We start from the raw sequence: 21,718 nt of genomic DNA, 5'->3' as shown, positions 1-21,718 counted from the left end.
TGCCGCAGGGTATTTACATCAGGGATCTCAATTTAGTTTTTACGTATCACTAATCTCGCCGGCATAATCTGACTCCGAGCCTCTTCGTTATCGTTTTGCACTCGTTTAATAATCCGCTGCCCGGCACTGCGGCCGATTTCTCGGGCCGGTGTTGACACCCAGGTTAAGGGCAAATCATCCAGTTCGTCGTCCATCACTTCCGCGAAAGCTGCCAGCGCCACGTGCCTGTCGTAGTAACTGTCGATACTTCCCTCGCCGCTTTGCCGCCCCGCTCGCAGTAAACCGAACCATGCGCCCATCGCCACAATACTGTTGTGGCAAAGCACGGCGGTAATGGTCGGGTTATGCTGCAACAATGTGGTAATGGCGTCTGCTGCCTTTTTCTGGCTCGGTTCGCATTCAATAATCCACTCGCTGTGGAATGGTAAACCGTATTGCAGCAATGTGGCGCAGTAGCCGCCGACGCGTTCGGCGCGAGTTAATGACGATCCGTCGCCACCCAGCCACGCAATCCTCTGGTGCCCGCGTTTGATTAAATGCTCGGTCACCAGCTGCGCGGCCTGCATGTTATCAGGCCTGATGATATCGGCTTCGTCGAGATAACTGGCGCGGGAGGCAAACACCAGCGGCAGGTTCTTTTGTTCGGCAATGGCGCGCATATCTGCCCCCTGTCCTGCCGCGCCTGCCACAATAATCCCGTCCACGCCCTGCGCCACCAGCATGTCAAAGCAACGCTGCATATGCTGCCCTTGCGCGCCGCTTTGCGTCAGAAACAACAGTTTGCCCTGCTTCTCCAGTTCATCCGTCAGGCCTGCCGTCAGCTCCGCATAGAAAGGGTTACAAAGATCGCGCACGATCAAACCAATCACGCCGCTTTGGCCTCCACGCAATGAAACAGCTTGTCTATTGCGCACGAATCCTAATTTTTCGATGGCTTCATTCACGCGTAACCCGGTCGCCGGAGAGATGCGACCTTTGCCGCTAAGCACCAGCGAAACTGTCGTGACAGAAACCCCTGCGGCTTCAGCGACTTCGTGAATGGTTATTTTCTTTTCTTGAATCGTCATTAGTCAGACGAATCCTCCATGAAGCAAATTGGGTGATAAAACGTTTAACCCGTATGAGCATATTAGGCACTGTACTGCGCTTTGGATCTGTGAACTAACACTCAATAAAGCTTGGTAAAACGTTTTATCATCCGTCTCGTTTTGTACCACTACTCATTTATTAACCAGGGTTAAAGGAGTCGTTATGGCGGCTAATACACCACAAAAAATTACGCTTTGGGAGTTTTTTCAAAACCTTGGCAAAACGTTTATGTTGCCAGTGGCATTGTTGTCATTCTGCGGCATCATGCTCGGTATCGGCAGTTCACTAAGCAGTCACGATGTTGTTACATTACTTCCGGCTTTAGGTAATCCCGTTTTACAACTGATTTTCACCTGGATGGGCAAAGTCGGTTCGTTTGCTTTTAGTTTCCTGCCGATCATGTTCTGTATCGCCATCCCACTCGGCCTTGCGCGTGAAAACAAAGGTGTTGCTGCGTTTGCCGGTTTTGTCGGTTATGCGGTAATGAACCTGGCGGTGAACTTCTGGCTAACCGCCAAAGGCATTCTGCCAACCACTGATGCAGCAATCCTGAAAGCAAACAACATTCAAAATATCCTGGGTATTCAGTCTATTGATACCGGTATTTTGGGTGCGGTCATTGTCGGGATCATCGTTTTCCTGCTTCACGAACGTTTCCACAATGTACGCCTGCCAGATGCTTTAGCCTTCTTCGGCGGTACGCGCTTTGTGCCAATCATTACTACAGTCGTTATGGGGCTGGTAGGTCTGGTTATCCCGTTGATTTGGCCTGTTTTTGCAGCCGGGATCAACGCACTGGGCAATATGATCAACAGCGCAGGCATGTTTGGCCCGATGATCTTCGGGACGGGCGAGCGTTTATTGCTGCCATTTGGCTTACACCACATCCTTGTTGCGCTGATTCGCTTTACGGATGCAGGCGGCACGATGGATGTTTGTGGTCATAGCGTCAGCGGCGCATTGACCATCTTCCAGGCGCAGTTGAGTTGCCCGAGTGTTCATGGCTTCTCCGAAAGTGCGACCCGCTTCCTGTCTCAGGGTAAAATGCCTGCGTTCCTCGGGGGTTTGCCGGGTGCGGCACTGGCGATGTATCACTGTGCTCGCCCAGAAAACCGTCATAAAATTAAAGGCCTGCTGATTTCTGGTGTGATCGCTTGTGTGATTGGCGGCACCACTGAACCGCTTGAGTTCCTGTTCTTGTTCGTGGCTCCGGTTCTGTATGTTATCCACGCGTTATTGACCGGCCTTGGCTTTACCATCATGGCTGTTCTTGGCGTGACAATCGGCAATACCGATGGCAACGTTATCGACTTTGTGGTGTTTGGTATCCTGCACGGTCTGGCAACAAAATGGTATATGGTGCCAGTGGTTGCAGCTATCTGGTTTGCGGCGTACTACGCCATCTTCCGCTTCGCCATTACGCGCTTCAATATCAAAACACCAGGTCGCGATATTGACACCACCACCAGCGCTGAAAAAGCCATCGCCGGTCAGGTCGGTAAATCTGGCTACAATGTCCCAGCGATGTTGGCAGCCCTCGGCGGTGCGGATAATATTGTCTCACTCGATAACTGCATCACGCGTCTGCGTATGTCGGTGAAAGATATGGCTTTGGTGGACAGTGCTGCATTGAAAAATCTGCGCGCAATTGGTGTGGTGCAACTCAACCAGCATAATCTGCAAGTGGTGATTGGGCCGCAGGTCCAGTCGGTGAAAGATGAAATGGCGCACCTGATGCAAACTGCTCAGGCGTAAACCACAATGGGCGCTTCGGCGCCCTTTGTTGCGAGGTGATATGTTCGATTTCTCCACCCCCGTTGACCGTCACGGAACCTGGTGTACCCAGTGGGATTATGTCGCAGACCGTTTCGGTGCCGCCGATCTCCTGCCCTTCACTATCTCCGATATGGATTTCCCTACCGCTCCGGTCATTCTCGATGCCCTGCAAAAACGTTTGTCTCACGGCGTTTTAGGCTACAGCCGCTGGAAGAATGAAGAGTTCCTCGGGGCGATTGCTCACTGGTACAACGTCCGTTTTAACAGCCTCATTGATAAAGAATCTGTGGTGTACGGCCCGTCAGTGATTTATATGGTCTCACAATTGATTCGCCAGTGGTCAGAACCAGGCGACGCCGTGCTTATTCACACTCCGGCCTACGACGCCTTTTATAAAGCCATCGAGGGCAATAAGCGCCAGGTATTTAGCGCGCCGCTGCATAAAACCGCAAGCGGCTGGATGTGCGACATGGCAGCGCTTGAAGCACAACTGGCGAAGCCTGAATGCAAAATCATGCTGCTGTGCAGCCCACAAAACCCAACCGGTAAAGTCTGGACGCGGGCGGAACTCGATACCATGGCAACGCTTTGCGAACGCCACGGTGTACGTGTTATTAGCGATGAAATCCATATGGATATGGTGTGGGAAGGCCACCGTCATACCCCTTGGAATGAAGTCGGAAAAGGCCAGTGGGCACTGTTCACTTCGGGTTCCAAAAGCTTCAACATTCCGGCATTAACCGGGGCATATGGCCTGATTAATGACGCCGATGAACGCCAGAAATACCTGAATGTGCTCAAAGGCCAGGACGGTCTCTCCTCACCCGCTATTCTTGCGGTGATTGCCCATATTGCTGCTTACCAGGAAGGCGCGGCATGGCTGGATGAACTGCGGACTTACCTGCAAAGTAATCTGCGTTATGTGGCCGATGCACTCAACGCTGAGTTTGCGCAACTGAACTGGCAGCCGCCAGAGTCAACGTATTTGGCGTGGATTGATTTACGCCCGCTGGGTATTGATGACAATGCGCTGCAAACTGCGTTAATCGAGCAGCAAAAAGTCGCTATCATGCCGGGATACACTTACGGCGAGGAAGGGAAAGGCTTCGTGCGTCTGAATGCGGGTTGCCCGCGAGTGAAGCTCGAAGAAGGTGTAAAACGCCTGATTGCAGCGATTAAGTCCCTGCAATAATCTGCCGTGAAATAACAACGAGGGGAATTAAACTTCCCCTTTATTATTTGCGCAACGTAGCTATTTAGGTGCGTTTGTTTTTATACTGTTACGCACTTTAATCAAAAAAAGAGTGCGACCATGATTGATACCACCCTGCCGCTAACTGATTTGCACCGCCACCTTGATGGCAATATTCGTGCACAAACCATTCTCGATCTCGGCCGCCAGTTTAATTTACCGCTGCCGGCGGATTCCCTTGAAGCCCTTCGTCCTCATGTACAAGTCGTTGAAACTGCGCCGGACCTGGTGAGTTTCCTGCAAAAGCTGGACTGGGGCGTGAAAGTCCTGGCCGACCTTGATGCCTGTCGCCGCGTGGCGTGGGAAAATATTGAAGATGCCGCGCGTAACGGCCTGCATTATGTTGAACTGCGTTTTTCACCGGGCTACATGGCGATGACGCATAACCTGCCGGTTGCGGGCGTGGTGGAAGCCGTTATTGAAGGCGTACGCCAGGGTTGCCGCGATTTTGGTGTTGAAGCGCGCTTGATTGGCATTATGAGCCGTACTTTCGGTGAAGCCGCATGCCTTGCCGAACTCGAAGCGCTGCTCGCCCATCGCGATAGCATTACTGCTCTTGACCTGGCGGGTGATGAGTTGGGTTTCCCAGGAAGCCTGTTCCTGAACCATTTCAACCGCGCACGTGACGCAGGCTGGCATATCACCGTTCATGCAGGTGAAGCCGCAGGCCCGGAAAGTATCTGGCAGGCGATTCGTGAACTGGGTGCCGAGCGTATCGGTCACGGTGTGAAAGCCATCGAAGATCCCGCGTTAATGGATTTCCTGGCCGAACACGGTATTGGCATTGAGTCTTGCCTGACGTCGAATATCCAGACCAGCACCATCGCGTCGTTGGATAAGCATCCGTTAATCACCTTCCTCGAGAAAGGCGTACTGGCGACGATTAATACCGATGACCCGGCGGTTCAGGGCATCGATATTATTCATGAATACACGGTTGCCGCACCGCAGGCGGGTTTGAGTGCGGCGCAGATTCGCACCGCACAAGAGAATGGTTTGAAAATTGCTTTCTTGTCCGACGCAGAAAAGCAGGCGCTGATCGCTAAAGTTCGCGCGGCTTAAACCTGTTACAGCTTGGGTCAGGAAACTGACTCAAGCTCGCTTTTTTCCTTCGCCGTTTTTTTCGCGTAGCGTTGCGCAAGCACCGCGCAAACCATCAATTGCACCTGGTGGAAGATCATCAGCGGCAGCACCATCATCCCCACGGCACTCGCCGGGAACAACACGTTTGCCATCGGCACGCCATTGGCGAGGCTTTTCTTCGAGCCACAAAACACAATGGTAATTTCGTCTGCCGTAATGAAACCCATTAAGCGTGCAACCCAGGTGTTGATCACCAGCACAATCGCCAGCAACACAATAGAACAACCGAGCACACCGAGCAGCGCGGTGCCATTCACCTGCTGCCAGATGCCCTCCACCACCGCTTCGCTAAACGCCACATACACCACCAGCAGTATGGATGAGCGGTCAGTCAGGCTGATCAATTTCTTATGTTTATCGACCCAGCGGCCAATCAACGGACGCGACAAATGTCCCACCACAAACGGCACCATCAATTGCAGGACGATTTTCCCAATCGCATGTAACGTGTCAGTGCTTCCTTCCTGGGTATTCATCAGCGCACCAACTAAAACGGGCGACAGGAAAATCCCCAGAATGCTGGAGGCCGATGCGCTACACACCGCCGCCGCAACGTTGCCGCCCGCGACCGAAGTAAATGCAATGGCCGACTGCACCGTGGCAGGTAGCGCACAAAGATAGAGGAAGCCCATATACAGCGGCTGATTAAGAATGGCGGGCGAGAGAAAACCCATCGCCAGGCCTAATAACGGAAACAGTGCGAAGGTGCTGAGAAACACGACAAGGTGTAATTTCCAGTGCCCCGCTCCCGCCACAATGGCCTCGCGCGAAAGTTTGGCTCCATGCATGAAAAACAGCAGCGCAATCGCGGCGGTTGTCAGATATTCAAACATCGTTTTGATGGCCCCTTCGCAGGGGAAGAGTGAAGCCACTACGACCACGCCAATCATAATCAGCAAAAATGTGTCAATTTTCAGACGCTGCAACCAATTCATCCGGCTTCCTTAAAGCAAGTTTTACCCAGAGTATTAATAGTAATTGATACTGTTTTTGATGGTGTAACTTTCAACTTTAGGCGGTTCGACACTTTCATCGGTAATGCGCAAAACACATTCCAGCGGGTTGAAATGGCCATCGTAATCGCAGGTTTGCTTAACCACCGCAATCGCTTTGCCGTTGAGCGTACTTTCAGAGGTGTAATCGAGCTTTTTCTTATCGTCGCTACCGGCTTTCGCGGTGATGGCGAGAGTCTCGGTTTTTACCGTCGTCGTTTTACCTAAAGGATAGCCCTGCGCATCATATTGATAAGTGATGGCGGTGCCTTCGCCGTGAGCCGCGACCACAAAACCGTTATCGTCCGTCACATACGTTACGGCAGCGCCCGGTAATTCAGCCAGTTGGCATTTCCCTTGCAGCTTGACTCGCCTTTCCCGACTCACCGAATCAAGGTAATAATTGGCGTCGAGCACCAGCGTGGCTCCGGTATTATTTTCCAGATCGTGAAATTCGAGTTCGTTGAAACACCCTTCCTCTGACACCAAACCCACCACGCGTTTAATCACTTCGCCCTTTTCATTGATGAGCGTTTGGCTGAAATCTTTAACCGGCCCGCGCAACGGATCGAAATCAAATTCATTGGAGAAACTCGCCATTTCAGGCGTGTAGGAAAGGGTACTGTTCTGATTGTCGCACCCGGCAATAGACACCGCCAGGGCACAGAGGATAATGATTTTATTCACGTAAATCCTGTCATCGACTTGATAGGTAACAATCATGATATAAGCAAATACAGCGATTTACACTAAAGCGACTATTCTTTAATAGCACTCTCAACATAAGGAAGAGATCATGAAACACTCGATTTGGCTGGGTGTATGTCTGTTAATCGCGACCACTCCAGTGTTAGCCGCGCAGACATCATGCGATAAAGTTAAGGCCGACATTCAGCAAAAGATTATTAATAACGGTGTCCCTGAGTCGGGATTTAGTTTGACGATTGTCCCTAACGACCAGGCCGACCAACCCGATGCGCAGGTCGTAGGACATTGCGCTAATGATACGCAGAAAATCTTATATACGCGGACCAGCAGCGGCAACAATCCGGCAAGTGGCAGCACCACTCAGGATGGAACACAAACCGAGCCGCAGTAATCTCTTAAACCGGGGCATCACAGCCCCGCTCTCTCCCTGGCACCATACAAGTCAACTTTCATTCAAAACTCCGCATTAACTTTGACCCGTGTTAACAAACGCTACCCCTAAATGAGTAAAACTCCTTCCTGACGAAAATATTCGCCTGATAAGCAATTTTTCGCGCCGCTGTCATTACACCTAAAACTACAAAAACAATGACATCCCGACCTGAAATAAAATGTCATGGAGTGAGTTATGTCGAACCAAAGTTGCCCTGATGGAATCACCCGTCGAAGCCTGGTGAAAACCAGCGCCATTGGTGGGCTTGCCCTTGCGGTCAGTGGAATATCCCTGCCCTTTGGCTTGCGGGCCGCAGCCACGGCTGTTGGCGCTGCGGTAAATCAAAATACTGAAGATAAAGTGGTCTGGGGCGCATGTTCAGTGAACTGCGGAAGTCGCTGCGCCCTGCGTTTGCACGTTAGCGATAATGAAGTCACCTGGGTTGAAACCGATAACACCGGGCATGACGTGTATGGCGATCATCAGGTACGCGCTTGCCTGCGTGGACGCTCGATTCGTCGCCGTATCAATCACCCGGAACGCCTGAACTACCCGATGAAGCGCGTAGGTCTTCGCGGTGAAGGGAAGTTCGAACGCATCTCCTGGGATGAAGCGCTGGACACCATCACCAAAAGCCTGAAAGGCACGGTGGAAAAGTACGGCAACGAAGCGGTTTATATCAACTACACCTCGGGGATCGTCGGCGGGAATATTACGCGTTCGTCACCTTACGCCTCGCTGGTTGCCCGCCTGATGAACAGCTATGGCGGATTCCTCAGCCACTACGGCACTTACAGTACCGCGCAAATTGCCTGCGCGATGCCTTACACCTACGGCAGCAACGACGGCAACAGCACGTCTGATATTGAAAACAGCAAACTGGTGGTGTTGTTCGGTAATAACCCTGCCGAAACGCGCATGAGCGGCGGCGGGATTACCTGGTATCTGGAGCAAGCTCGCGAGCGCTCCAACGCACGCATGATCGTTATCGATCCGCGCTACACAGACACCGCAGCCGGGCGCGAAGATGAATGGCTGCCGATTCGTCCGGGTACGGATGCCGCCCTGGTGGCCGGTATTGCTCACGTTTTGATTCGCGAAAACCTCGTCGACCAACCTTTCCTCGATAAATACTGCGTAGGTTACGATGAGAAAACCCTGCCGGAAGGCGCGCCCGCCAACTCGCATTACAAAGCCTATATTCTCGGTCAGGGCGAGGACGGCGTAGAAAAATCCCCGCAATGGGCGTCGGCGATTACCGGTATTCCGGCAGATAAAATCATCAAACTGGCCCGCGAAATTGGCAGCACTAAACCGGCGTATATCGCGCAGGGTTGGGGGCCGCAACGCCAGGCCAACGGCGAATTAACCTCACGAGCCATCGCCATGCTGCCGATTCTGACCGGCAACGTGGGTATCAATGGCGGTAACAGTGGCGCACGCGAGTCCACCTACACCATCACCATTGAACGCATGCCGGTGTTGACGAACCCGGTGAAAACGCAGATTTCCTGCTTTAGCTGGACTGATGCCATCGCTCGCGGGCCAGAAATGACCGCCAAACGTGACGGTGTGCGTGGCAAAGATAAGCTCGATGTGCCCATCAAATTCATCTGGAACTACGCCGGAAACACCATTACTAACCAGCATTCCGACATCAATAAAACCCACGATATTCTGCAAGATGATAGCCAATGCGAAATGATTGTGGTCATCGAAAACTTTATGACTTCATCAGCGAAATACGCCGACATCCTGCTGCCGGATTTAATGACTGTCGAACAAGAAGACATTATCCCGAATGATTACGCCGGGAATATGGGCTATCTGATCTTCATCCAACCGGCGACTGAACCGAAGTTCGAACGCAAGCCGATTTACTGGATAACCAGCGAAATCGCCCGTCGCCTCGGGCCGGATATCTACCAGAAGTTTACCGAGGGCCGTACCCAGGAAGAATGGCTGAAGTATCTCTACGCCAAGATGCTGGCAACAGATCCCGCACTGCCGTCGTATGAAGCACTGCGCGCGATGGGAATATTTAAGCGTAAAGATCCGAACGGGCATTTTGTCGCTTATAAAGATTTCCGCAAAGATCCGGATGCCAATCCGTTGAAAACGCCGTCCGGTAAAATCGAAATCTATTCCAGCCAGCTTGCGCAAATCGCCGCCAGTTGGGAGCTGGAAAAAGACGAAACCATCAGTCCACTGCCCATTTACGCCTCCACTTTTGACGGCTGGGATGCCCCTGAACGCAGCACTTACCCGCTGCAACTTTTCGGCTTCCATTACAAAGCCCGCACCCACTCAAGCTACGGCAACATTGATGTCCTCAAAGCCGCATGTCGCCAGGAAGTGTGGATTAACCCGATTGATGCGCAGGCTCGCGGTATCGCCAGTGGCGATATGGTGCGCGTGTTTAACAGCCGGGGCGAGTTGCGGATCCCGGCGAAAGTCACCCCGCGCATCATGCCGGGAGTGACCGCCATGGGCCAGGGCGCCTGGCACGAAGCCAATATGACCGGCGATCGCATTGACCACGGTTCGTGTATCAACACGCTGACCACGCAGCGCCCTTCACCGCTGGCGAAAGGCAATCCACAACATACCAATCTCGTTGATATCCAGAAGGCGTAAGGAATAGCGAATGACAACTCAATACGGATTTTACATAGATTCCAGCCGCTGCACCGGATGTAAAACTTGCGAACTGGCCTGCAAGGATTACAAAAACTTAGGCCCGGATGTCAGTTTCCGCCGCATTTATGAATATGCAGGCGGCGACTGGCAGCAAGACAACGGTGTCTGGCAGCAAAACGTGTTTGCTTATTACCTGTCGATTGCCTGCAACCACTGCGAAGACCCTGCGTGTACCAAGGTTTGCCCGAGCGGCGCGATGCACAAGCGTGAAGATGGTTTTGTGGTGGTGAATGAAGAAGTTTGCATTGGTTGCCGCTACTGCCACATGGCCTGCCCGTACGGTGCGCCGCAATACAATGCGGAAAAAGGCCATATGACCAAATGCGATGGCTGCTATTCACGCATCGCGGAAGGCAAGAAACCTGTTTGCGTCGAATCCTGCCCGCTTCGTGCTCTGGATATGGCTCCGATTGCTGAACTGCGTCAAAAATATGGCAACCAGGCGGCAATCGCGCCGCTGCCTTCTGCGCATTTCACCAAGCCCAATATTGTTATTAAACCCAACGCCAACAGCCGCCCTTGTGGGGATAAAACCGGTTATCTGGCCAATCCTCTGGAGGTCTAAGATGGGAAGCGGATGGCATGAATGGCCGTTAGTGTTATTTACCGTATTGGGCCAGTGCGTGGTGGGCGCTGTCATTGTGATGGGGCTGGCGTGGAACTCGGCGAGTAATAATAGCGAGTTACAGCAAAAAATGGTTCGCGCCATGTTCTTTATCTGGGTGCTGATGGGCATTGCGTTTCTGGCATCGGTCATGCACCTCGGTTCACCGCTACGGGCGTTTAATTCGCTCAATCGCGTTGGGCAGTCGGCATTGAGCAATGAAATTGCCAGCGGTTCAGTGTTCTTCGCGGTGGGTGGTTTCTGGTGGCTGATAACAGTGCTGAAGAAAATGCCGCTGGCGATTGGCCGGGTATGGCTTGCCGCAACGATGGTTTTGGGGCTGGTTTTTGTCTGGGCAATGACTCGCGTTTACCAGATTGACACCGTTCCGACCTGGCACAATAGCTACACCACGCTGAGTTTCTTTATCACCGTGGTGTTGGGTGGCCCTCTGCTTGGGACTTTGCTGTTACGCGCCGTCGATTACTCCTTCCACCACATAAAACTCGCCGCGCTGAGCGTGCTGGCGTTATTTGTGGCGGTGGCGATTATCGTCCTGCAAGGCAGTGAACTCGCGGCAATTCAAAGTTCCGTTCAGCATGCCAGCGCCCTGGTTCCTGATTACGCCTCGCTTCAGGTCTGGCGCATCGCACTGTTAGCGCTCGGTTTAGGCTGCTGGATTTGCCCGCTTTTACGCCGCGTTAAGCCTAAAACGCCTGGCTTGTTGATAGGGTTTATCCTGATCGTTGTCGGTGAATGTATTGGTCGCGGGATTTTTTATGGCCTGCATATGACCGTCGGCATGGCGGTGGCCGGTTAATTGGTACAAAATGCGCGGGAAAACCCGCGCAATTAAGGAAGAGAAGAATGTCTAAAAGTACGTCGGCAACAACACAACGCCTGGCGACTATCGCCCTGACAGGTAGAGTCCTGGGTGCGCTTTATTATCAAGAACCAAAAAGCCGGGACGTCGCCTCGCTATACGCCTCACTGGCTGACCCGAAATGGGCCGAGCAATGGCCAGTGCAGCACGATGAACTGGCAGCGATTGCACAACGCATGACTGACGGGTTGGATTATTCGCAAGAAACACTTAGCGAAGCCTGGCAACGCCTGTTTATTGGCCCTTACGCATTACCTGCCTCTCCGTGGGGTTCGGTTTATCTCGATAAAGAAAGTGTCCTGTTTGGCGATTCAATGCTGGAACTGCGCCGCTGGATGCGCAAAAACGATATTTCCAATGAGCAAGAGAGCAATGAACCGGAAGATCACATCGGTTTGTTACTGATGCTGGCCGCCTGGCTTGCTGAAGAAGGCTTGCAGCAGAAAGTCGATGAACTGCTGGCATGGCACATTTTGCCGTGGAGTGGGCGTTTTCTGGAGCTGTTTATCGCCCATGCCGAACACCCGTTTTATCAGGCATTAGGTGAGTTAACCCAAATCACCCTTGCTGACTGGCGCACAGACCTGCTGATTCCGGTCGCAACCAAAGAATTACACGCCTAAGAATCTGAGAAGCGGTGGATGTCATCCACCCTCTAAAATCATCCCTTGAAGGTCGGATTAGCGCAGCGACATCCGACACTTACCAAAACAATAAAAGTTACACCGTAACTTCTATAAATCCATTTTAAGACAATTCTTTACCTTCCTCCTCAAGCGAGGCGGCACAAGGCCAAACTCGTCATTCCCACAGAAATCATAAGCCTGCTAAATTCCACATAAACTGGAATCATTCCCCTCACGTTGCTATAGGTCAAAACACCCTGCCGACACAAGGCATAACAACAGGCGACCCGCGCGGTGGCTATAACACGTGCAACAGGGAGACACACTGCAATGCAAAATTCATCACTCGTTAAACGCACCTGCGCAGGTGCATTGGCACTGATCGTCGTGCTCGGGCTGCTCGTCTGGGGAATTGGCCCGGAGACGATCAAAGCCCGTCAGGTCGATTTGCTCTATCTCGGGCAACAGCACCTGATTTTAGTGTTTAGCTCGATGGCGCTGGCGCTGTTAGTCGGTGTCCCGAGCGGCATTCTGCTCAGCCGCCCTGCCGCCCGCCGCTGGGCCGAATACGTGATGCAGATATTTAACGTCGGCAATACATTGCCCCCGCTAGCTGTGCTGGCGCTGGCGATGGTGTTCATCGGGATTGGTGACAAACCGGCGATTATCGCGCTGTTCCTCGCCTCACTGCTGCCAATTGTTCGTAATACCTATTCGGGTTTATGCGGCGTTCCGGCTTCGCTCATTGAAGCCGCCAATGGTATCGGCATGACGAAATGGCAGCGTCTGCGCCAGGTCGAACTACCCAACGCCTGGCCTGTCATTCTGTCGGGGATCCGCATTGCGACGGCGATTAATGTGGGCACCGCGCCACTGGCATTTTTGATTGGTGCCAGCAGTTACGGCGAACTGATTTTCCCGGGGATATATCTTAACGATTTCCCGACCCTGATATTAGGTGCCGCCGCCACAGCCATGTTTGCCCTGATTCTTGATATTGCACTTGCGGGCTTAGGCCGTGTTTTAAGCCCCCACACAGCGAAATAACAACAATAAAAAGGAGCGAATAATGACATCCATTAAACCCCTGATTGCGGCGCTGACCGCAACGCTACTCCTGGCTGGCACAGCCAAAGCCGAGCCGATTGTGCTGGCGACGAAAAGCTTTACCGAGCAGCATATTTTATCGGCAATGACAACGCAGTACCTGCGTAAAAAAGGCTTCCAGGTGACTCCGCAAACCAACATCGCCACGGTAATTTCGCGTAACGCGATGATTAACAAACAGGTCGATATGACCTGGGAATATACCGGCACCTCGCTGATTATTTTTAACCATATCAACAAGCGTATGAGTCCTCAGGAATCCTACGACACGGTTAAAAAGCTTGATGCGAAACTGGGGCTGGTGTGGCTAAAACCGGCGGATATGAACAACACCTACGCTTTTGCGATGCAGCGTAAACGCGCTGAGGAAGAGAACATTAACACCATGTCGGAGCTGGTAGCCAAAGTAGAACAGGTTCGCAAAACCGACCCAGATAACAACTGGATGCTCGGCCTGGACCTGGAATTCGCCGGGCGCAGCGACGGTATGAAACCGTTACAGCAAGCCTATAGCATGCCGCTCGACCGCCCGCAGATTCGCCAGATGGACCCAGGTCTTGTGTATAACGCGGTGCGCGATGGCTTCGTTGACGCGGGTCTGATTTACACCACCGATGGCCGCGTAAAAGGCTTCGATTTGAAAGTGCTGGAAGATGATAAAGGTTTCTTCCCAAGTTATGCCGTCACGCCTGTGGTGCGTAAAGAGACGCTGGCAGCCAATCCTGGCCTTGAAGATGCCCTTGATACCCTCTCCGGCCTGCTCAACAACGACGTGATCTCCACCCTGAATGCCAAAGTGGATATCGACCATGAAACCCCACAAAAAGTAGCGCAAGAGTTCCTGCAACAGAAAGGTTTGCTCTAAGGAGGCATCATGGAAACGTTGAATTATATGATGGATAACGCAGGGTATCTGGGCAGTTTAACGCTGCAACACCTGTGGTTAGTGCTTTTAGCTGTGGGGCTGGCGATTGTGATTGGCGTGCCGCTGGGCATTTTAATCGTGCGCCACAAATGGCTCGCCACACCCGTGTTGGGTATTGCGACTATTGTGTTGACCATCCCTTCTATCGCCCTGTTTGGGTTGATGATCCCGCTGTTTTCCATGGTCGGGCAAGGGATTGGCGTGTTGCCTGCGATCACGGCCGTTTTCCTCTATTCATTGCTGCCGATTGTCCGTAATACCCATACCGCCCTCGACAGCCTGCCGCCAGGTTTGCGTGAAGCCGGACGCGGTATCGGCATGACGTTCTGGCAACGCCTGCGCTGGGTCGAAATCCCAATGGCTCTGCCGGTGATTTTTGGCGGTATCCGAACCGCCGTGGTCATGAACATTGGCGTAATGGCCATCGCTGCGGTTATCGGCGCGGGCGGTTTGGGTTTGTTACTGCTTAACGGCATCGGAAGTAGCGACATTCGCATGTTGATTGCGGGTGCCGTCATGATTTGTGTTTTGGCTATTGTGCTTGATTGGTTATTGCATCGTTTACAGCTGGTGCTGACTCCTAAGGGGATTCGATAATGATTAAACTAGAAAACCTCACGAAACAGTTTGTTCAGAAGAACGGTCAGACTTTTAACGCCGTGGATAATGTCAGCCTGAACGTGCCGGAAGGCGAAATGTGCGTATTGCTCGGCCCTTCCGGCTGCGGCAAAACCACCACGCTGAAAATGATCAACCGCCTGATTGCCCCGACCGGCGGCAATATTCTGATTAACGGTAAAAATACCAACGAGCTGGATACCGTGACGCTGCGCCGCAATATTGGCTATGTTATTCAGCAAATCGGCCTGTTTCCGAACATGACGATTGAAGAGAACATTACCGTTGTGCCGCGCATGTTGGGTTGGGACAAAGCCCGATGTAAAGAGCGTGCCAGCGAATTAATGAGCATGGTGGCGCTCGACCCGAGCAAGTTCCTGAACCGTTATCCACGTGAAATGTCCGGCGGCCAGCAACAGCGTATCGGCGTGATTCGGGCACTTGCGGCTGATCCTCCGGTACTGCTGATGGATGAGCCTTTTGGCGCCGTCGACCCGATCAATCGCGAAACGATTCAGAATGAGTTTCTTGAAATGCAGCGCCAGTTGAAGAAAACCGTCATGCTGGTCAGCCACGATATCGACGAAGCGCTGAAATTAGGCGACCGTATTGCCGTATTCCGTCAGGGCAAAATCGTGCAGTGCGCCAGCCCCGATGAGCTGCTTGCTAAACCGGCCAATGAATTTGTTGGCTCGTTTGTCGGCCAGGACCGCACACTCAAACGCCTACTGCTGGTTCAGGCCGGGGATGTCACGGACCAACAGCCGACTATTACCGCTCGCGAATCCACGCCGCTGCCGGAAGCGTTCGCCACTATGGATGACAACGATATGCGTTCGATTACCGTAGTCGACGGCGAAGGCAAACCGTTAGGTTTCGTGAAACGCCGGGAAGCGCGTGGCGCAACCGGAACATGTGCCGATATCCTGCACCCGTTCCGTATTACCGGACGCGCCGAAGATAACCTGCGTATCGTGCTGTCGAAACTCTATGAGCACAACATGGTGTGGATGCCCATTACCGACGAAGATGGCCGTTACAGCGGCGAGATTTCGCAGGATTATATTGCCGATTATCTCAGTTCAGGGCGAACGCGTCGGGCGTTAAATATTTATCAGCCATAATTCATCGTTGGCGGATGGTGTAAATGGTGGATGACGCTTGCGCGTATCCACCCTACAATGCTTGCTATGCACCGCTTAAACCACTTCCCCGACATGAAAGGCATGTTACGACGGCTCATTTTTGCCGTCTGGATTGGCATCGCCTCAGCGGTGGTGGTCTGGCTGTTCCGCCAGTCGATGTATCTTCTTGAAGGCCTGTTTTTGGGCGACCACAGTGGAAGCCTGGTCGCCGCTGCCGCGGCGTTACCTTCATGGCGACGTTTACTGACACCGGCACTCGGCGGTTTACTGGCCGGGACATTGCTCTGGAGTTGGCAACGCGCCACGCGTCAGCGCCCTTCTGCACCTACCGATTATATGGAAGCCATTGAAACGGGCGATGGTCGGTTAGATGTTTCCGCAAGCCTGGTCAAATCGGCGGCATCGCTGATTGTGGTGGCCAGCGGAAGCGCCATTGGCCGTGAAGGTGCGATGGTGCTGCTGGCAACCGTTTTTGCTTCGGTATTCGCCCAGCGATGTTCAAACAAAGATGAATGGAAATTATGGGTGGCCTGCGGTGCCGCCGCCGGGATGGCAAGCGCCTATCACGCGCCGCTGGCGGGCAGTTTGTTTATCGCAGAGATTCTGTTTGGCACCCTGATGCTCGCCTCACTCGGCCCGGTGGTTATTGCCGCCGTCAGCGCTTTGCTGGTGACTCATTTATTGAATGACCAACAAGCGCTGTTATATGCCGTGCGCACGTTAAACGCTCCGCAGCCCATCCAATATTTGCTGATGGCGACATTCGGTTTAATAGCCGGGATTGCTGGGCCACTGTTCCTGTGGTTGATGTCGAAAAGTAGTCAATTTTTCCAGAGTTTGCACTTAACGCCGCCATTACAACTGGCGCTGGGCGGATTGCTGGTCGGGCTACTTTCATTGATCACACCGCTCGTTTGGGGAAATGGCTACAGCGTAGTGCAGTCGTTTCTTTCGCAGCCTCCGGCATTGCTCTTCGTCGCCGGGATTCTGGTTTACAAACTGGCTGCGGTGCTGGCAAGTAGCGGTTCGGGTGCGCCAGGCGGCGTCTTTACCCCGACGCTATTCGTCGGTGCTGCACTGGGAATGGTCGTGGGTCAATGGTTTGGGATCTGGACGTGGAGCGGCGATAACGTGGCGATATTGCTGGCTTTAACCGGTATGGCAACCCTTCTGGCGGCTACGACTCATGCCCCGATTATGTCAACGCTGATGGTCTGTGAAATGACCGGGGAGTTTTCATTGCTCCCCGGATTACTGCTGGCATGCGTGATTGCTTCAGCACTTTCGCGCTGGTTACGCCCGCAAACGGTCTACCATCAAAGCGCCGCTAAGGCGGGATAAATCGATGTAGTGCGCCAGTTCGCGCTGCTCTGCACGTGGCAAGTAAGGCAACTCACCCACCAGCGGCGCTGGCAATTTTTTGCTTAGGACGTCGATGATTTCGGCGTAATGTGCCAGACCCGGATTGATACGATTCGCGACCCAACCCATCAACGGCAAACCGTCATTGGCGATGGCCTGCGCCGTCAGTAAAGCATGGTTAATACAGCCTTCCTGAATGCCCACAACCATCAACACCGGTAATTGTTCCTGAACCACCCATTCAGATAATGGGCGTAAATCGTTCATCAGGCTACGCCAGCCGCCCGTACCTTCGACCACAACGTGATCCGCTTGCGCAGTTAAGCGTTGTAGCCCATCAGACAGCAGCGAATAGTTAATCTGACAATTGTGGCTAACGCTGCTCTCTTCTTCGCTCAGCGCGATAGGATTGATGGCTTCGTAAGGCACATCGACAGTAGAAACACTTTGCAGAACTAACGCATCTTTATTGCGAAGTCCCTCTGGCGTCTCTTTACTGCCTTTGGCTACCGGCTTAAAGCCGACGACGCTTTTGCCGCTGGCTGCAAGAGCCTGCAACAAAGCGCGAGAAACCACAGTCTTCCCGACTGCGGTATCGGTACCCGTTATAAAGAAACGCGTAAGCATGACGAACTCCCGAGGTGATGCTCAAAGTGATTAAAAATTGAATAATTCAGGAGTGAAAGTCTAAAAGAATAGTGATTTGACCAGTTTGAGATAGCGCAATTTTTAGTGGATCAACCAACGACATTAGCCTTGCAGCAGACGAATTAATAACGAACCGTTATACATTGCGTCTTTTACCAGCGCCGCGCCCGCCATGGTTCCACGGTGATTGTACTGCGTGCTTTCGACGTAAGTGTGTTCGCTATAGGCGGGCAACGCCTGCTGGCGAATACAGTCTGTAATAGCCGGATGCAGAATATCCGCGGCTCGGTTAAACGGCGAACCAATCAGGATTTTTTGTGGATGGAACAAATTGACCATGATCGCCAGAATTCGGCCGACGTTGGTTCCGATACCCAAAATGATATCTTTCGCTAATAAGTCGCCGTTTAATGCGGCATCGCACAGTGACTCCACCGTCAGCGGCTGTTCATGCAGCATAGAACCCATAGACTGACTCATACGAAGCTGCGCCAGCTCAAGCACGCTGTCGATACTGGCGATGGTTTCCAGACAACCGTGGTTGCCGCAATAACAGCGTTTTCCGTAAGGGTCGACTTGCGTATGTCCGATTTCGACCAGGCTGCTGCTTCCGGCATGAAGCAAACGCCCGTCGGTAATTACACCTGCGCCGACATTATCATCAATCACCACCTGAATGACGTCTCGCGCCCCTTTTGAGGCACCAAACAGCCCTTCTGCCATCGTCCATGCGCTGATGTCGTGTTGGATATAAACCGGCACGCCGGTGTAATTTTCCAGAATCTCGCCCAGCGGCATATCGCAAACTTCGTAGAACGGCATACGGTGCACAATGCCGCGCTTGGTATCAATAATCCCAGGCATGGTGATGGCGATGGCGGTGAGGCGTTCGAGTTTGTGTTGATGGCGGATAAAAAATTGGTCGATTTGCGCGATGATGCGCTCGACCAGCGGTTGCGTGTCTTCAACCGCCAGCTCGACGGTGTCTTCGACAATCAACTTGCTGCTTAAATCATGCAGGCCGAGTGAGATTTCCCCGCGACTAATACGCACAGATAAATAGTGCCATGCTTCCGTTTCCAGCATCAGCCCCACAGCAGGACGCCCCCGGCTACCCGGGTCCTGAATTTCCGTTTCTTGCACCAGATGGGCTTCAATCATCTCACGAACAATTTTCGTGATACTGGCTGGAGCCAGTTGCGCCAGGCGAGAAAGATCGATGCGCGACACCGGCCCATGGGTATCAATCAAGCGATAAACTACGCCAGCGTTAGTTTGCTTGATCTGATCAATATGGCCCGGTTGGCTATCAGCAACCACTTGCGACTCCCTTTATTTTCGCGCTGCGAAATAAACTTTGGGCTATGGTGAAACACTTCAAGTGAAGGAGTCAAATATTTACGTAGGGTTGTGATTTACCGCACATATTCCGCCGGTTTACGGCTCTTTTAACACCGTTATTGACTCAGTTAACAAGGCGGAGATCCGAAGTGCGGCGGCAGAAAGCTCACGATGTTTAGGCCAGACCAGCCACATTTCCGACTGCGCTTCGGCCTCTTTCAACGGCAGCCATACCACTTCGGATAAACGTACCCGCTTAAATGACGCCGGAAGTATCGAAACGCCTAATCCTGCGGATACCAGGCCAATAATCGTCATCGCCTCACCCACTTCCTGCGTGATGTAGGGCGAAATCCCATGGCGTTGCAGCAAGCCGAGAATATCGTCATACAGGCCCGTTCCCACATGCGGGTCAAAAAAGACAAACGGCTCTTGCGCCAGTTGGTGCAGGGAAATGGCTGAACACGCCGCCAGAGGGTGATCCCGATGTACCATCGCCATCAGCGGTTCACGCAATACCACACTCCAGGCGAGCGTATCCGGAAGGCGGGTGTTGCGCATCAAACCCAACTCCAGCTCACCGTCATTTAATGGCGCGATTTGCTCACGAGTATTAATTTCACGCATCTGGAGATGAACATCAGGGTAACTACGACGAAAAGTCGACAGGCTGTCGGACACCGTTTTAATAAAAGGTGCCGATGAAGTAAAACCGATACGCAGCTCCCCCGTTTCGCCCTGATGCAATCTCGCGGCACGCCCAGCGGCGGCATCTACCTGGTTTAAAATCTGCCGTGAATCGAGCAAAAACTGACTGCCCGCCGCTGTCAGGCTAACGCTACGGTTGGTGCGCGCCAGTAAACGCGCGCCGATTTGTTGTTCAAGGATTTGAATTTGCTGGCTAAGAGGAGGTTGCGAGATACGCAAGCGTGCGGCAGCACGGCCAAAATGTAACTCTTCAGCAACGGCAATAAAGTAGCGCAGGTGACGTAATTCAATATTCATACTTTAAACATATCAATTGAGATTATTAATATATTAGACAGAACATTCATGTTTTTCTACTCTGAGAATTCGACCACACCTGCACAATAAGGACCCATTTTGAGTCGTACAACCCTCGTCAACACCGCCCCGGCACAGGACGTTGACGAAAGAGTTTTGCCCCAGCCGACGAGCTTTATCAAACGTGGTTCACCTCAGTTTATGCGCGTCACGCTGGCGCTATTTTCTGCCGGACTCGCCACCTTCGCTCTGCTTTATTGCGTCCAACCCATTTTGCCGGTTCTGTCGCATGAATTTGGTGTATCCCCTGCCAGCAGCAGTATTTCGTTATCCGTTTCTACCGCCACGTTGGCCATCGGCCTGCTGTTTACCGGGCCACTTTCCGATGCGATAGGTCGTAAACCCGTGATGGTGACAGCGCTTTTGCTGGCCTCAATTTGCACACTGCTTTCGACCATGATGACCAGTTGGCACGGCATTTTAATGATGCGGGCGCTGATTGGGTTGTCGCTCAGCGGTGTGGCGGCAGTCGGCATGACCTATCTGAGCGAAGAGATTCACCCAAGCGTAGTGGCCTTTTCGATGGGGTTGTATATCAGCGGGAACTCCATTGGTGGCATGAGCGGGCGCTTGCTGAGCGGTGTAATAACCGACTTCTTTAACTGGCGCATTGCCGTCGCCGCGATTGGCTGTTTCGCGCTCGCATCCGCTTTAATGTTCTGGAAGATTTTGCCGGCCTCGAAGCATTTCCGCCCTTCTTCTTTGCGGCCAAAAACACTGTTTATCAACTTCCGCCTGCACTGGCGCGACCGGGGTTTGCCGCTGCTGTTTGCCCAAGGGTTTCTGCTAATGGGCGCGTTTGTGACGCTGTTTAATTACATCGGTTATCGACTGATGCAAGGGCCGTGGTATTTAAGCCAGGCGGTGGTGGGATTGCTATCGGTGGCTTATTTAACCGGCACCTGGAGTTCCCCAAAAGCAGGCGCGATGACGGCTAAATTTGGTCGCGGCCCGGTGATGATTTTTTCCACCGCCATCATGCTGACCGGCCTGCTGTTAACGGTGTTCTCCCCCTTGCCAGTTATTTTTGCGGGAATGCTGCTCTTTTCAGCAGGATTTTTCGCCGCGCACTCGGTCGCCAGCGGCTGGATTGGCCCACGGGCTAAACGTGCAAAAGGCCAGGCTTCTTCCCTGTATTTATTCAGTTATTACCTGGGTTCAAGCCTTGCGGGGACACTCGGCGGTGTGTTCTGGCACCAGTTTGGTTGGGCAGGTGTGGCGAGTTTTATCGGCTCGCTGTTGGTCTTGTCATTACTGGTGGGGACGCGTTTGCATCATCGCGCACAATAAGCGGCTTACAG

The 21,718-nt window shown here is 52.7% G+C and carries 20 protein-coding genes; 14 read left to right on the top strand and 6 right to left on the bottom strand.

What is annotated here, in order from left to right; all coding sequences use genetic code 11:
* Window positions 1–32: 32 nt before the first annotated feature.
* Window positions 33–1,067, bottom strand: coding sequence for a Mal regulon transcriptional regulator MalI (locus tag AC0IWZ_RS08540; protein WP_471677615.1), 1,035 nt, complete (start codon window positions 1,065–1,067; stop codon window positions 33–35).
* A gap of 184 nt (window positions 1,068–1,251) precedes the next feature.
* On the opposite strand from AC0IWZ_RS08540, the gene malX reads away from it, so the two are divergent.
* From malX to add, 3 genes are all read left to right on the top strand, one after another.
* Entirely contained in the window at window positions 1,252–2,844 is a 1,593-nt protein-coding gene (gene malX / locus AC0IWZ_RS08535; protein WP_034495036.1) for a maltose/glucose-specific PTS transporter subunit IIBC, read from the top strand.
* 40 nt (window positions 2,845–2,884) lie between these two features.
* Complete coding sequence (locus tag AC0IWZ_RS08530; protein ID WP_471677616.1) at window positions 2,885–4,057, top strand: MalY/PatB family protein; 1,173 nt, start codon at window positions 2,885–2,887, stop codon at window positions 4,055–4,057.
* A gap of 120 nt (window positions 4,058–4,177) precedes the next feature.
* Entirely contained in the window at window positions 4,178–5,179 is a 1,002-nt protein-coding gene (add, locus tag AC0IWZ_RS08525; RefSeq protein ID WP_034495032.1) for an adenosine deaminase, read from the top strand.
* Between the two features lie 17 nt (window positions 5,180–5,196).
* Here the strand turns inward: add and AC0IWZ_RS08520 are convergent, their stop codons facing one another.
* Window positions 5,197–6,195 (bottom strand): bile acid:sodium symporter family protein, encoded by a 999-nt coding sequence (locus AC0IWZ_RS08520; protein WP_471677617.1) that lies wholly within the window; start codon window positions 6,193–6,195, stop codon window positions 5,197–5,199.
* Window positions 6,196–6,228: 33 nt separating this feature from the next.
* A complete protein-coding gene (locus AC0IWZ_RS08515; protein WP_034495029.1) occupies window positions 6,229–6,939 on the bottom strand; it encodes a YnfC family lipoprotein in 711 nt (236 codons plus the stop codon).
* 109 nt (window positions 6,940–7,048) lie between these two features.
* Between AC0IWZ_RS08515 and AC0IWZ_RS08510 the strand changes: the two genes are divergently transcribed.
* The 10 genes from AC0IWZ_RS08510 (at window position 7,049) to clcB (ending at window position 17,342) form a co-directional block, all read left to right on the top strand.
* Window positions 7,049–7,351: a DUF1161 domain-containing protein gene (locus AC0IWZ_RS08510; RefSeq protein ID WP_034495027.1), complete on the top strand. Its 303-nt coding sequence runs from the start codon at window positions 7,049–7,051 to the stop codon at window positions 7,349–7,351.
* A 237-nt stretch (window positions 7,352–7,588) separates the two neighbouring features.
* On the top strand, window positions 7,589–10,030 hold the full coding sequence (gene ynfE, locus AC0IWZ_RS08505) for a selenate/tellurate reductase subunit YnfE (RefSeq protein ID WP_471677619.1): 2,442 nt from the start codon (window positions 7,589–7,591) through the stop codon (window positions 10,028–10,030).
* Between the two features lie 10 nt (window positions 10,031–10,040).
* Window positions 10,041–10,658 (top strand): DMSO/selenate family reductase complex B subunit, encoded by a 618-nt coding sequence (locus AC0IWZ_RS08500; protein ID WP_034495025.1) that lies wholly within the window; start codon window positions 10,041–10,043, stop codon window positions 10,656–10,658.
* Window position 10,659: 1 nt separating this feature from the next.
* Window positions 10,660–11,517: a dimethyl sulfoxide reductase anchor subunit family protein gene (locus AC0IWZ_RS08495; protein WP_471677620.1), complete on the top strand. Its 858-nt coding sequence runs from the start codon at window positions 10,660–10,662 to the stop codon at window positions 11,515–11,517.
* A gap of 47 nt (window positions 11,518–11,564) precedes the next feature.
* The gene (gene dmsD, locus AC0IWZ_RS08490; RefSeq protein ID WP_471677621.1) at window positions 11,565–12,203 is read left to right on the top strand and encodes a Tat proofreading chaperone DmsD; all 639 of its coding nucleotides are present in this window, start codon (window positions 11,565–11,567) and stop codon (window positions 12,201–12,203) included.
* A gap of 333 nt (window positions 12,204–12,536) precedes the next feature.
* Window positions 12,537–13,253 (top strand): osmoprotectant ABC transporter permease OsmY, encoded by a 717-nt coding sequence (osmY, locus tag AC0IWZ_RS08485; RefSeq protein WP_471677622.1) that lies wholly within the window; start codon window positions 12,537–12,539, stop codon window positions 13,251–13,253.
* Between the two features lie 22 nt (window positions 13,254–13,275).
* Entirely contained in the window at window positions 13,276–14,178 is a 903-nt protein-coding gene (gene osmX, locus AC0IWZ_RS08480) for an osmoprotectant ABC transporter substrate-binding protein OsmX (protein ID WP_471677623.1), read from the top strand.
* Between the two features lie 9 nt (window positions 14,179–14,187).
* Entirely contained in the window at window positions 14,188–14,835 is a 648-nt protein-coding gene (gene osmW / locus AC0IWZ_RS08475) for an osmoprotectant ABC transporter permease OsmW (protein ID WP_034495020.1), read from the top strand.
* Window positions 14,835–15,980, top strand: coding sequence for an osmoprotectant ABC transporter ATP-binding protein OsmV (osmV, locus tag AC0IWZ_RS08470; RefSeq protein ID WP_471677624.1), 1,146 nt, complete (start codon window positions 14,835–14,837; stop codon window positions 15,978–15,980). The genes osmW and osmV overlap by 1 nt, the downstream gene beginning before the upstream one ends.
* A 66-nt stretch (window positions 15,981–16,046) precedes the next feature.
* On the top strand, window positions 16,047–17,342 hold the full coding sequence (gene clcB, locus AC0IWZ_RS08465; protein WP_471679073.1) for a voltage-gated ClC-type chloride channel ClcB: 1,296 nt from the start codon (window positions 16,047–16,049) through the stop codon (window positions 17,340–17,342).
* On the opposite strand, the gene bioD is transcribed toward clcB, so the two are convergent.
* From bioD to AC0IWZ_RS08450, 3 genes are all read right to left on the bottom strand, one after another.
* Window positions 17,295–17,990 (bottom strand): dethiobiotin synthase, encoded by a 696-nt coding sequence (gene bioD / locus AC0IWZ_RS08460; RefSeq protein WP_115628968.1) that lies wholly within the window; start codon window positions 17,988–17,990, stop codon window positions 17,295–17,297. The two genes, clcB and bioD, sit on opposite strands and share 48 nt — an antisense overlap.
* Window positions 17,991–18,113: 123 nt before the next feature.
* Window positions 18,114–19,331, bottom strand: coding sequence for a sugar metabolism global transcriptional regulator Mlc (mlc, locus tag AC0IWZ_RS08455; RefSeq protein WP_172894471.1), 1,218 nt, complete (start codon window positions 19,329–19,331; stop codon window positions 18,114–18,116).
* Between the two features lie 117 nt (window positions 19,332–19,448).
* The gene (locus AC0IWZ_RS08450; protein WP_410372579.1) at window positions 19,449–20,357 is read right to left on the bottom strand and encodes a LysR family transcriptional regulator; all 909 of its coding nucleotides are present in this window, start codon (window positions 20,355–20,357) and stop codon (window positions 19,449–19,451) included.
* Between the two features lie 99 nt (window positions 20,358–20,456).
* Here AC0IWZ_RS08450 and AC0IWZ_RS08445 point away from each other — a divergent pair, with 99 nt between their 5' ends.
* Window positions 20,457–21,707: an MFS transporter gene (locus AC0IWZ_RS08445; RefSeq protein ID WP_471677625.1), complete on the top strand. Its 1,251-nt coding sequence runs from the start codon at window positions 20,457–20,459 to the stop codon at window positions 21,705–21,707.
* The last annotated feature ends 11 nt before the right edge of the window (window positions 21,708–21,718 follow it).

The sequence above is a fragment of the Buttiauxella sp. AC142 genome, from assembly GCF_979253435.1.
Note: the sequence above shows the minus strand (reverse complement) of the source record. Positions and strands in the feature narration are given on the sequence as shown.

Excerpts from the sequence above, each read along its gene's own strand:
- AC0IWZ_RS08540 (WP_471677615.1), bottom strand. The coding sequence starts at position 1,067 with ATGACGATTCAAGAAAAGAAAATAACCATTCACGAAGTCGCTGAAGCC.
- malX (WP_034495036.1), top strand. The coding sequence starts at position 1,252 with ATGGCGGCTAATACACCACAAAAAATTACGCTTTGGGAGTTTTTTCAA.
- AC0IWZ_RS08530 (WP_471677616.1), top strand. The coding sequence starts at position 2,885 with ATGTTCGATTTCTCCACCCCCGTTGACCGTCACGGAACCTGGTGTACC.
- add (WP_034495032.1), top strand. The coding sequence starts at position 4,178 with ATGATTGATACCACCCTGCCGCTAACTGATTTGCACCGCCACCTTGAT.
- AC0IWZ_RS08520 (WP_471677617.1), bottom strand. The coding sequence starts at position 6,195 with ATGAATTGGTTGCAGCGTCTGAAAATTGACACATTTTTGCTGATTATG.
- AC0IWZ_RS08510 (WP_034495027.1), top strand. The coding sequence starts at position 7,049 with ATGAAACACTCGATTTGGCTGGGTGTATGTCTGTTAATCGCGACCACT.
- ynfE (WP_471677619.1), top strand. The coding sequence starts at position 7,589 with ATGTCGAACCAAAGTTGCCCTGATGGAATCACCCGTCGAAGCCTGGTG.
- AC0IWZ_RS08500 (WP_034495025.1), top strand. The coding sequence starts at position 10,041 with ATGACAACTCAATACGGATTTTACATAGATTCCAGCCGCTGCACCGGA.
- AC0IWZ_RS08495 (WP_471677620.1), top strand. The coding sequence starts at position 10,660 with ATGGGAAGCGGATGGCATGAATGGCCGTTAGTGTTATTTACCGTATTG.
- dmsD (WP_471677621.1), top strand. The coding sequence starts at position 11,565 with ATGTCTAAAAGTACGTCGGCAACAACACAACGCCTGGCGACTATCGCC.
- osmY (WP_471677622.1), top strand. The coding sequence starts at position 12,537 with ATGCAAAATTCATCACTCGTTAAACGCACCTGCGCAGGTGCATTGGCA.
- osmX (WP_471677623.1), top strand. The coding sequence starts at position 13,276 with ATGACATCCATTAAACCCCTGATTGCGGCGCTGACCGCAACGCTACTC.
- osmW (WP_034495020.1), top strand. The coding sequence starts at position 14,188 with ATGGAAACGTTGAATTATATGATGGATAACGCAGGGTATCTGGGCAGT.
- osmV (WP_471677624.1), top strand. The coding sequence starts at position 14,835 with ATGATTAAACTAGAAAACCTCACGAAACAGTTTGTTCAGAAGAACGGT.
- clcB (WP_471679073.1), top strand. The coding sequence starts at position 16,047 with ATGCACCGCTTAAACCACTTCCCCGACATGAAAGGCATGTTACGACGG.
- bioD (WP_115628968.1), bottom strand. The coding sequence starts at position 17,990 with ATGCTTACGCGTTTCTTTATAACGGGTACCGATACCGCAGTCGGGAAG.
- AC0IWZ_RS08450 (WP_410372579.1), bottom strand. The coding sequence starts at position 20,357 with ATGAATATTGAATTACGTCACCTGCGCTACTTTATTGCCGTTGCTGAA.